The organism is Noviherbaspirillum sp. (assembly GCF_036846085.1).
GTDB lineage: Bacteria > Pseudomonadota > Gammaproteobacteria > Burkholderiales > Burkholderiaceae_D > Noviherbaspirillum.
The window spans coordinates 1-10,499 of sequence record NZ_DAIUCO010000189.1; the positions used below are offsets into that span (position 1 = coordinate 1).

The window sequence follows — 10,499 nt, forward strand, 5'->3', positions numbered from 1 at the left end:
GTACGGTAAAGGAAAACACCGCGGCCGCGGTGATGCTGAGCACGCCCGCGATGGTGGTGGCAAGCAGGATGGATAACAGCGCGGAATCGATTTTGGGCCTCGACAAATTGCAACAAAGTTGCAAATTAAAACACAGCCGGCCTGATTCGGCAAACGGTTAGCTTAAAAGCCTGTCATTCATCATAAGTACGACGGGAGTTTGCCGGAAAGGATAGGCGGATCGACCGTGCCTGAGCATCATCGTGCCACGAGCGGTCATTGCATCGCGACCGTAGATTGCGAGGGCCGGAACAAGGGTGACGTTGCCTGATGATGCGGTAAAAGCAGCTGTCCGCCGGAAACGATGGCGGGTACCTGAAGCGAACCATGGCCGCCGATCCGCATGGGGCCATGGTCCAGGCAAATCCGCTTACAAAAAGCGTATCCCGGTCGTCAGATCACGCCGTGGGTCTTGAACCATGCAAGGCAAAGACGCCAGCCTTCCCTCGCATCCGCCTCGACGAAGCTCGGACGATAGTCGGCATGGAAGGCATGCCCGGAGTTTTCGAAGATAACGAACGATGACTTGCTGCCGCCCTTGGCCAGTGCTTCCTTCATCTTGTCCACGCTTTCCAGCGGGATACCGGTGTCCTTGGCGCCGTACAGGCCGAGCACCGGCACCTTGAGGTCGGCGGCAATATCGACCGGATGGGTAGGCGTCAGCGCAGTCTTGTCGCCGACTAGGCGTCCGTACCAGGCGACGCCCGCCTTGACCTTCGGGTTGTGCGCGGCATACAGCCAGGTGACGCGCCCGCCCCAGCAAAATCCGGTGATTCCGACCTTGTCGGTATTGCCGCCGTTGTCCTTCGCCCACGCGACACAGGCATCGAGATCGGCCATGACCTGGGCATCCGGCACCTTGGAGATGACTTCCTTGATCACCTCGGCAGCAGTGGGGTAGGCAGCCGCATTGCCCTGCCGGACGAACAGGTCGGGCGCCAGTGCGAGATAGCCGAGCTTGGCGAAGCGGCGCGCCACGTCGGCGATATGTTCATGCACGCCGAATATCTCCGACACCACCAGCACCACCGGCAAATTGGTTTTGCCTTCCGGCTGCGCCCGGTACATCGGGACATTCTGACCATTGACCGTGATGGTGACTTCGCCGGCGGTCAAGCCCGAGGTATCGGTCTTGATCATCGTCTGCGCACAGACCGGCAGCACCGAGGCGGCGAATCCGGTGCCGAGCGCCGTCTTCAGGAAACCACGGCGATCGAAGCCGTCGCGAAACGCCGTCGTGCCCACCAAACTATTGATATCGTCCTTCACATCCTGCATGGAAATCCTCCGAAGTGTATGAAACCGTTCAATACGTTGAACAACTAAGCCAGGGTTTTTCCTCGTTGCGCCGAATCACCGGGATGACATGAATGCGGCTAATAGTTTTAATGCGCTTCCTCCCAGTTCTTGCCTACACCTACTTCGGCAAGCAGCGGCACCCTCAATTTGCCAACGCCACTCATCAATTCAGGAAGTCGTTGCTGAATATACGACAATTCCGATTCCGGCACTTCGAGCACCAGTTCGTCATGCACCTGCATCACCATCTTCGATTGCAGGCGCTCTGCTTCCAGCCAGTCCTGCACGGCGATCATCGACAGCTTGATGAGATCGGCCGCCGTGCCCTGCATGGGCGCATTGATTGCGGCCCTTTCGGCGGCCTGGCGCCGCGGTCCGTTCGGCGAATTGATTTCCGCCAGCCAGAGCCGGCGGCCGTAGACCGTTTCCACGAAGCCGTTCGCCTTTGCCTGCGCCCGGGTGTCGGTCATGTACTGCGCCACCTTCGGATAACGGTTGAAATATTTTTCGATATACATCTGCGCCGCCGAACGCTCGATGCCGAGATTGGAGGCCAGCCCGAACGCGCTCATGCCGTAAATCAGGCCGAAATTGATGACTTTCGCATAGCGGCGCTGCTCGCTCGTCACGTCCGCCGGCGTCACGCTGAAGATTTCCGCCGCCGTCGCACGGTGTACATCCTCGCCTTCGGCAAAGGACCGCAGCAGGCTTTCGTCGCCCGAGATATGAGCCATGATGCGCAGCTCGATCTGCGAGTAGTCCGCAGACACGATCACGCTGCCGGGCGGCGCGATGAACGCTTCGCGGATGCGCCGGCCCTCGGCGGTGCGCACCGGGATGTTTTGCAGGTTCGGCTCGTTCGACGCCAGCCGGCCGGTGACCGCCACTGCCTGCGCATAGTTGGTGTGCACGCGGCCGGTCGCCGGATTGACCATCTTCGGCAGCTTGTCGGTGTAGGTCGACTTCAGCTTCGACAGTCCGCGGTATTCCAGCAGGATCTTCGGCAACGGATAGTTTTCCGCCAGCTTCTGCAGCACTTCTTCATCCGTGGACGGCGTGCCGGACGGCGTCTTCTTCACCACCGGCAGCTTCAGTTTTTCAAAGAAGATTTCCCCCAGCTGCTTGGGTGAATTCAGGTTGAAGGACTGCCCGGCCAGATCATACGCATTCTTCTCCATCTCCAGCATGCGCTTGCCGAGTTCGCCCGACTGGGTGGCCAGCAGGCCGGCATCGATGAGCACGCCGTTGCGCTCGATCTTTTGCAGCACGACGGCGGTCGGCAGCTCGATGCGTTCGTAGATGAACTTGAGCCCCTCGTTGTCCGCGACCTGGGGCCACATCGCCTGGTGCAGGCGCAACGTGATGTCGGCATCTTCCGCCGCATACTCGGTGGCGCGATCGATCGCGACTTCATCAAAGCCGATCTGGGAGGCGCCCTTGCCGCACACTTCTTCGTATGAAACCGTCTTGATGTTCAGATGACGCAGCGCGAGGCTGTCCATGTCATGGCTTCGGTGCGATTCGAAGACATAGGATTCCAGCAGCGTATCGTGCACGATGCCTTTCAGCGTCACCCCGTGGTTGGCGAAGATATGGCAATCGTATTTCAGGTGCTGGCCGACTTTCGGCTTGGCGGCATCCTCCAGCCATGGCTTGAGCCGCGACAGCACATGATCGCGCGACAGCTGCGCCGGCGCATCCTGGTAACGATGCGAGACCGGAATATAGGCAGCGACGCCGGGCTCGCAGCACAGCGAAATCCCGACCAGTTGCGCCTGCATCGGATCGAGCGACGTCGTTTCGGTATCGACCGATGTCAGCGCCGCCGCGTTGATGCGGTCCAGCCATGTTTCCAGCTGCTCGTCGGTGAGCACGGTTTCGTACCGCTTGACGGGCTCCGATTCGGAAGCGCCGAACAGATTGGCTTGTGGCGTTCCCTGCTCGCCGTGGGCAGCTTTCGCGCCGGCGGCCATCTTGGTTTCCAGTTCGCGCAGCCAGCTTTTGAAGCCGTAGCGCTTGAAGAACGCCAGCATGGCTGCGTCATCGACCGGCGCCGCCTTCAGCGATTCCGGGATGGAAACCATGTGCTGCACCAGGTCGCAATCGGTCTTCACCGTGACAAGGGTGCGGCCCTGCGGCAGCCAGTCGAGCGCGCGCCGCAGGTTCTCGCCGACCGCACCGCCGATCGATGCCGCATTGGCGATGATCCCGTCCAGGCTGCCGTACTGGTTCAGCCATTTGACCGCCGTCTTCGGCCCTACCTTGTCGACGCCGGGAACGTTATCGACCGCATCCCCGACCAGGGTCAGGTAATCGACGATGCGTTCGGGCGGGACGCCGAACTTCGCGATCACCGCATCGCGGTCGAAGGTCTCGTTGCTCATGGTGTTGATCAGCGTGACGTTGTCATTGACGAGTTGCGCAAGATCCTTGTCCCCGGTGGATACCACCGTGCGCATGCCCTGGGCGGTGGCCTGCACCGCCAGCGTGCCGATCACGTCGTCGGCTTCGATGCCCTCCACCATGAGGATCGGCCAGCCCAGCGCACGCACCGCCTCGTGGATCGGCTCGATCTGTTTCGACAGATCCTCCGGCATCGAGGCCCGGTTCGCCTTGTAATCGGCATACAGATGGTCACGAAATGTTTTTCCTTTGGCATCGAACACACATGCCATGTATGCAGCGGGGAAATCGGCACGCAGGCGACGCAACATGTTGATCATGCCGTAGATGGCGCCGGTGGGGGCGCCGTCCGCATTGCGCAGATCGGGCATTGCATGGAAGGCGCGATACAAATAGCTTGAACCGTCAACGAGCAACAGGGTGTTATTCATAGGGAATCAAAATAAAAAAGCGCCACGCCTGCATAACGAGACGGGGACGCGGCCTAACGAACGACGATAAGGTATGTTGCGCATGGACGTTTCAACACGGCATGTGCAACCGGAGCATGCGTGCGATTATGGCAGAGTTTGCCAATACGACAGCCCCACCCGTGCGCATGCTTGACGCCGGCGATGCGTTACCTGCCGGTATCGCGATTTCTCCGGCAGTTACAGTGCGGTTTGCTAAAATGTTTCATGGTGGCCAGCAGGCCGCCGTCCAGGCTTCTCCTACTCTTGGCAAATCATCATGCGCACATTCCAAGTTCGGCACCTATTCGCAGCATGGCTTGCCATCTGCGCCTTACCTTTGTCCGCCGCTGCACAACAGGCTCCGCAGACGCCGGCACAGCCGCCAAGGCTGGAAACCCTGCCCGACAGTGAGGAGGCTGCCACCGCGCCTGTGGCGCGCGAACCGCGCGAGGCGGTTACCACCACCGAAAAACGAATTCGCGGCGGCATCGTGACCGACATCACCGTCAACAGCCGGGGCAGCACCTATCATCTGAAACCGAATTCGCCGATCGGCACCACGCTTCCGGGCGACACCGAAAGCAACAGGCTGCGCGGGCCGCAGTGGAATGTATTGCAATTCGACTTCGGCGGTGCACGACAGCCAAATGCGGCCATAGCGCCTGCCCCGGCACCTCCACCGCCGCCATCAGGCAGCAAATAAGGCGCCCCGGCGCGTTTTCGTTTCCACCTTGACTTTTCCTTCATAAGCACATGGCAGTTTTCACCCCGGTCAGTCTGGACGACCTCACACAATGGCTCCCGCAATTCCCCCTCGGCAAACCGCTTGGCATCAAGGGTATTTCGTCCGGGATTGAAAACAGCAATTTCTTCATCAACACCGAGACCGGCGAATACGTCCTGACGATCTTCGAGCAGCTCGGCTTCGAACAGTTGCCCTTCTATCTGCACCTGATGCGCCACCTGGCGGAGCGGGGCGTGCTGGTGCCCGCGCCGGTTGCGGACCGCAAGGGCGAAATCCTGCATTCCCTGCACGGCAAACCGGCCTGCATCGTCACCAAGCTGGAAGGTACATCGCAGATGGCACCGAGGCCGGTGCATTGCGCCGCGGTCGGCGACATGCTGGCGAAAATGCATCTGGCTGCCCAGGACTTCGGCATCCGCCAGCCGAACCTTCGCGGCATTGATTGGTGGAAGACAACAACGCCGGTGGTGCTGCCCTATCTGCCGGAGGATGGACAGCGATTGCTGCGCGCCGAGATGCAGAAGCAGGAAGCCTTCGCCGCATCGGACACCTACCGGTCGCTGCCGGGCGGTCCTGTCCATGCCGACCTGTTCCGCAACAATGTCATGTTCGACGGCGAGCGCCTGACCGGATTCTTCGATTTCTATTTCGCCGGCTGCGATACCTGGCTGTTCGACGTTGCCGTCACCGTCAATGACTGGTGCATCGATCTTGAGAGCGGCGAACTCGATACCGTCCGCACGCGCGCGATGCTGGATGCCTACCATGCCGTGCGGCCGTTCAACGCGGCGGAAAAAACCGCCTGGCAACCAATGCTGCGGGCCGGTGCCCTGCGCTTCTGGCTGTCCCGGCTGTATGATTTCCATTTGCCGCGCGAAGCGGAGATGCTGACGCCGCATGATCCGGGTCATTTCGAACGCATCCTGCGCCGGCGCATCGATAACCAGATACCGGAGCTGTACTGACATGGGAAAAGTGCCCGCCGGCCTTGGATGGCTTTGGCTGAAGGAAGGATTCGCGCTGTTTCGCAAACAGCCGTTCGAGACATCGACGCTGTTCCTGAGCTACCTGTTCCTGATGTTTGCCGTCGGCATCGTGCCCTTGCTCGGGCAGATACTTCCCATCCTGCTGATACCGGTGTTCTCCATGGCATTCATGCAGGCATGCGTGCAGATCGAATCCGGTAAAAAAGTGTATCCCAGCCTGCTGCTGACCGGATTCCGTTCCCCGGCGTTCATGAAGCTGGTGCAACTCGGCGTGCTGTACATCGTGGCCGCGATCGTTGCGGTCGCGGCGTCGGCGCTGGTCGACGGCGGCGTATTCTGGCAAATCATGACCGGACAGGCGACGCTGGACCCGCAGACGGTGCGCGGCTCCAACATGTCGCTGGCGATGATCGTCGCGGCGATCATCTACACGCCTGCCGCGATGGCATTCTGGTATGCGGCACCGCTCATCATGTGGCAGAAGATGGATGTCTTCAAGGCGATCTTCTACAGCTTCTTCGCCGTGAAGCGTGCCGGCAAGGCGTTCTTTATCTACGCTGCCGCATGGATACTGATCGGCGTCCTCCTGCCGTCCATCGTCAGCAGCATCATCGGCCTGCTGCTCGGCCGGTCCACCGTGATGCTGGTGCTGTTTCCGCTGTCATTGATCATGACGGTGGTGATGTATTGCTCCTTCTATCCGACCTATACCCACATCTTCGGCCGGCCGCACGGCACGACGCCGGCGATGGCGCTGCCGCCGGCGGATTAAAGCCGCGGCGCGACCCGCTCCAGCTTCGCAATCGTCAGGTCGAGCAGCTTCATGCCATGCCGGCCGAAATTGATGTGTGCCCGCGAACTCGCGCCGCCGCCTTCGATGTTGACGATGACGCCCTCGCCGAATTTTGGATGCGCCACGGTTTCGCCGATGCGCCAGCCCGCATCCTTCTTGCTGTTGAAACTCTGGGCAATGGTATTCGCCCCGATCTCCGGCGCATCATCCCACGCCGACTTCCTGGTGCCGAACCATTGATGCTGGACCTTCGGCGATAGCCACTTCAGCGCCGCTTCCGGCAGCTCGTCGAAGAAGCGCGATTTCATGTTGTAACGGGTCTGGCCGTGCAGCATGCGGGTCTGCGAGAAGCTCATGTAAAGACGTTTTTTCGCGCGCGTGATCGCGACATACATCAGCCGTCGTTCCTCTTCCACGCCGCCGTCTTCCTGGGCGCTGTTCTCGTGCGGGAACAGACCCTCTTCCAGTCCGGTGATGAACACCGCGTCGAATTCGAGTCCCTTGGCGGAATGCACGGTCATCAACTGCAGCGCATCCTGTCCGGCCTGCGCCTGGTTATCACCCGCCTCCAGCGATGCATGGGCGAGGAAGGCCGACAGTGGCGACATCACGGCCGCCAGCGGCGCATCGGCATCCAGTATTTCCACGCCATCCTCGGTCACAAGTGCCGGGCCGGCACTGGCCTGGCTTTTCGGGCCAAGAAAGGCCGGCGCATCGATGCCGAAGCCTTCCTCCGACACGAACAGCATCGCGGCACTGATCAACTGCTCGAGGTTTTCGATGCGGTCGGCACCTTCCTTTTCGGTCTGGTAGTGGGTGATCAGGCCGCTCATGTCGAGCATCACCTGCACCAGTTCCTGCAATGGCAGGTTCTGTGTATCGAAGCGCATGCCTTCGATCAGCTTGACGAAAGCGCCCAGCGACGAACCCGCCTTGCCCGCGACATACGGCACGGCGGCATACAGCGAGATGCCGTACTGGCGCGCGGCATCCTGCAGTTGCTCGATCGAACGGGCGCCGATGCCGCGGGTCGGAAAATTCACCACCCGCAGGAAGGCGGAATCATTGTGCGGATTGTCCATCAATTGCAGATAGGCAATCGCATGCTTGATTTCCGCGCGTTCGAAATAGCGCTGGCCGCCATACACCCGATATGGAATCCCGGCGGTGAAGAGCGCATGCTCGATCACCCGCGACTGCGCGTTGGACCGGTAGAGCACCGCGATTTCACTGCGCAGCGCGCCCTCGCCGATCAGGCTCTTCGCTTCTTCGATGATCCACTGGGCTTCCTGCAGGTCGCTGCTTGCCTCGTAGATCCGCACCGGCTCGCCATGTCCGGCGTCGGTGCGCAGGTTCTTGCCGAGGCGCTTGCTGTTGTTGGCGATCAACGTGTTGGCGGTATCCAGGATATGCCCGTGCGAGCGGTAATTCTGTTCCAGCTTGATCAAATTCTCGACGTGGAACTCGCGCTCGAACGCAGCCATGTTGCCGACATTCGCGCCGCGAAAGGCATAGATGCTCTGGTCGTCGTCGCCGACGGCGAACACCGCATTGTCGCGGCCGGCCATCAGCTTCAGCCAGTTGTATTGCAGGTTGTTGGTGTCCTGGAACTCGTCCACGAGAATATGCCGGAAGCGCGACTGGTAATGCTCGCGCAGCGGCTGGTTGCGGCTCAGCAGTTCATAGGTGCGCAGCAGCAGTTCCGCGAAATCCACCACACCTTCGCGCTGGCACTGGTTGTCATACAGGTCGTAGAGTTCGACGAACTTGCGATTGAAATCGTCGTGGGCCTCCACATCCTTGGCCCGTAGTCCCTGGTCCTTCGCGTTATTGATGAAGTACATCAGGTTGCGCGGCGGATATTTTTCGTCATCGATATTCATCGACTTCAGCAGGCGCTTGATCGCGGACAGCTGGTCTTGCGAATCGAGAATCTGGAATGTCTGCGGCAAGGCGGCATCGCGGTAATGCGCGCGCAGCAAGCGGTTGCACAAGCCATGGAAGGTGCCGATCCACATCCCGCGGGTGTTGATCGGCAGCATCGCCGACAAGCGCGTCATCATTTCCTTCGCCGCCTTGTTGGTAAAGGTAACGGCCAGCACGCCCGCGGGAGAAACCTGCCCGGTCTGGATCAGCCAGGCGATGCGGGTCGTCAGTACCCGGGTTTTGCCCGAGCCCGCGCCCGCGAGAATCAGTGCCGGCTGGGGAGGAAGAGTGACGGCCGCAAGTTGTTCGGGATTGAGGTTATGGAGAAGATTTTGCATCTGCCGATTATAGCCGGGCGAGGCCTTTCATTCGGCGTAAACTGACTGCCCGGCTTCATTTCGGCATGTACGTTGACAGCCTTGCATGCACCGCAAGGCCTTGATTTTATTGCATGAACAGCGCAGCCAATTCACGTGCTGCGGCTTCCGGGTCCTGCGCCAGATACACGCTGCTGATGACCGCCACCATATCGGCACCCCGTGCCACCAGCGGCGCGGCATTCTCCACCGTCATGCCGCCGATGACCACGTTCGGCAGATCGATTTCACGAACCGCCTGCGCGACGATGTCCGGCGAGGTTGTCACTTCATACTTTTTCACTCGCGACGGATAGAAGCCGCCGAAGGCGATATAGCTCGCCCCCGCTTGCGCCGCCGCGCGGGCAAGCTCGATGCTTCCGTAGCAGGACGCGCCGACGATCTTGTCCGGGCCGACGGCGGCACGCACCTCGGCCACCGAGCGATCGGTGCCGCCGACGTGGATGCCGTCCGCATCGAGTTCGACCGCCAGCTCGACATGGTCATTGATAATCAACGGCTTGCCATAGCGCCGGCAAAGCGCCAGCAGCGCCGCTGCCTGCTCCCGGCGCAGCGCCGCATCCGCCGTCTTGTGCCGGTACTGGACCAGTGCCGCGCCGCCCTTCAACGCGGCTTCGGTCACTTCCAGCAGCTTGCGGGTATCGTCCCAGTCGGGCGTAACGATGTAGAGGCCTTTCATACCGGGCGTCCTTCCATCGGCGACGACGGCGACGCCATGAATCGCTTCGGAATACGTCCGGCGAGGTAAGCTTCGCGGCCGGCTTCCACCGCCAGCTTCATTGCGCGCGCCATGCGAACCGGATCGCGGGCGCCGGCAATCGCGGTATTCATCAGCACGCCGTCGCAGCCGAGTTCCATCGCGATCGCGGCATCGGACGCAGTGCCGACACCTGCATCCACCAAAACCGGCACCTTGGCCTGCTCGATGATCAGGGACAGGTTCCACGGATTGAGGATGCCCATGCCGGAGCCGATCAGCGACGCCAGCGGCATCACCGCGACGCAGCCGATGTCTTCCAGCATGCGCGCCTGGATCGGATCATCGCTGCAGTACACCATGACATCGAAGCCATCCTTCACCAGCGTATCGGCCGCCTTCAGCGTTTCCGGCATGTTGGGGAACAGCGTCTTCTCGTCGCCCAATACTTCCAGCTTGACCAGCTTGTGGCCGTTCAGCAGCTCGCGCGCCAGCTGCAGGGTGTAGACCGCGTCCTTTGCGTTGTAGCAACCGGCGGTGTTGGGCAGGATGGTGTAGCGCGATGGCGGCACCACGTCGAGCAGGCTCGGCGCGTTCGGGTCCTGACCGATATTGACCCGGCGGATGGCGACGGTGATGATTTCCGCGCCGCTGGCCTCGGTGGCTTCTCGGGTCTGTTCGAGATCCCGGTATTTGCCGCTGCCGACCAGCAGGCGGGAACGGTAGGTTTTGCCGGCGATGGTGAGGCCTTCTTGCCGTAGGGTTTCTGCTGAATCCATATC

Annotated in this window: 8 protein-coding genes; 3 read left to right on the forward strand and 5 right to left on the reverse strand. The window is 60.9% G+C overall.

Features of this window, described 5'->3' with window-relative positions; genetic code table 11:
• Window positions 1–432: 432 nt before the first annotated feature.
• Together V7080_RS18805 and polA are read right to left on the reverse strand one after the other, a co-directional pair.
• Window positions 433–1,317 (reverse strand): dienelactone hydrolase family protein, encoded by an 885-nt coding sequence (locus V7080_RS18805; protein ID WP_334189926.1) that lies wholly within the window; start codon window positions 1,315–1,317, stop codon window positions 433–435.
• A gap of 107 nt (window positions 1,318–1,424) precedes the next feature.
• Window positions 1,425–4,172, reverse strand: coding sequence for a DNA polymerase I (gene polA / locus V7080_RS18810; RefSeq protein ID WP_334189927.1), 2,748 nt, complete (start codon window positions 4,170–4,172; stop codon window positions 1,425–1,427).
• A gap of 298 nt (window positions 4,173–4,470) precedes the next feature.
• Between polA and V7080_RS18815 the strand changes: the two genes are divergently transcribed.
• The 3 genes from V7080_RS18815 to V7080_RS18825 are packed head-to-tail and all read left to right on the forward strand — an operon-like array spanning window position 4,471 to window position 6,696.
• Window positions 4,471–4,896 carry a hypothetical protein gene (locus tag V7080_RS18815; RefSeq protein WP_334189928.1) on the forward strand — a complete coding sequence of 142 codons (426 nt, stop codon included), beginning with the start codon at window positions 4,471–4,473 and terminating at the stop codon, window positions 4,894–4,896.
• Window positions 4,897–4,946: 50 nt separating this feature from the next.
• Window positions 4,947–5,903, forward strand: coding sequence for a homoserine kinase (locus V7080_RS18820; RefSeq protein ID WP_334189929.1), 957 nt, complete (start codon window positions 4,947–4,949; stop codon window positions 5,901–5,903).
• A gap of 1 nt (window position 5,904) precedes the next feature.
• Window positions 5,905–6,696 carry a BPSS1780 family membrane protein gene (locus tag V7080_RS18825; RefSeq protein WP_334189930.1) on the forward strand — a complete coding sequence of 264 codons (792 nt, stop codon included), beginning with the start codon at window positions 5,905–5,907 and terminating at the stop codon, window positions 6,694–6,696.
• Here the strand turns inward: V7080_RS18825 and V7080_RS18830 are convergent.
• The 3 genes from V7080_RS18830 to V7080_RS18840 all read right to left on the reverse strand — a co-directional run bounded on the left by V7080_RS18830 (window position 6,693) and on the right by V7080_RS18840 (window position 10,496).
• Window positions 6,693–8,981 carry a UvrD-helicase domain-containing protein gene (locus V7080_RS18830; protein WP_334189931.1) on the reverse strand — a complete coding sequence of 763 codons (2,289 nt, stop codon included), beginning with the start codon at window positions 8,979–8,981 and terminating at the stop codon, window positions 6,693–6,695. The two genes, V7080_RS18825 and V7080_RS18830, sit on opposite strands and share 4 nt — an antisense overlap.
• A gap of 106 nt (window positions 8,982–9,087) precedes the next feature.
• Window positions 9,088–9,699 (reverse strand): thiamine phosphate synthase, encoded by a 612-nt coding sequence (gene thiE, locus V7080_RS18835; protein WP_334189932.1) that lies wholly within the window; start codon window positions 9,697–9,699, stop codon window positions 9,088–9,090.
• Complete coding sequence (locus V7080_RS18840) at window positions 9,696–10,496, reverse strand: thiazole synthase (RefSeq protein WP_334189933.1); 801 nt, start codon at window positions 10,494–10,496, stop codon at window positions 9,696–9,698. The genes thiE and V7080_RS18840 overlap by 4 nt, the downstream gene beginning before the upstream one ends.
• Window positions 10,497–10,499 lie beyond the last annotated feature (3 nt).

What these genes read in the sequence shown, in the direction of transcription:
- V7080_RS18805 (WP_334189926.1), bottom strand. Translation starts at nt 1,317, where the DNA reads ATGCAGGATGTGAAGGACGATATCAATAGTTTGGTGGGCACGACGGCG.
- polA (WP_334189927.1), bottom strand. Translation starts at nt 4,172, where the DNA reads ATGAATAACACCCTGTTGCTCGTTGACGGTTCAAGCTATTTGTATCGC.
- V7080_RS18815 (WP_334189928.1), top strand. Translation starts at nt 4,471, where the DNA reads ATGCGCACATTCCAAGTTCGGCACCTATTCGCAGCATGGCTTGCCATC.
- V7080_RS18820 (WP_334189929.1), top strand. Translation starts at nt 4,947, where the DNA reads ATGGCAGTTTTCACCCCGGTCAGTCTGGACGACCTCACACAATGGCTC.
- V7080_RS18825 (WP_334189930.1), top strand. Translation starts at nt 5,905, where the DNA reads ATGGGAAAAGTGCCCGCCGGCCTTGGATGGCTTTGGCTGAAGGAAGGA.
- V7080_RS18830 (WP_334189931.1), bottom strand. Translation starts at nt 8,981, where the DNA reads ATGCAAAATCTTCTCCATAACCTCAATCCCGAACAACTTGCGGCCGTC.
- thiE (WP_334189932.1), bottom strand. Translation starts at nt 9,699, where the DNA reads ATGAAAGGCCTCTACATCGTTACGCCCGACTGGGACGATACCCGCAAG.
- V7080_RS18840 (WP_334189933.1), bottom strand. Translation starts at nt 10,496, where the DNA reads ATGGATTCAGCAGAAACCCTACGGCAAGAAGGCCTCACCATCGCCGGC.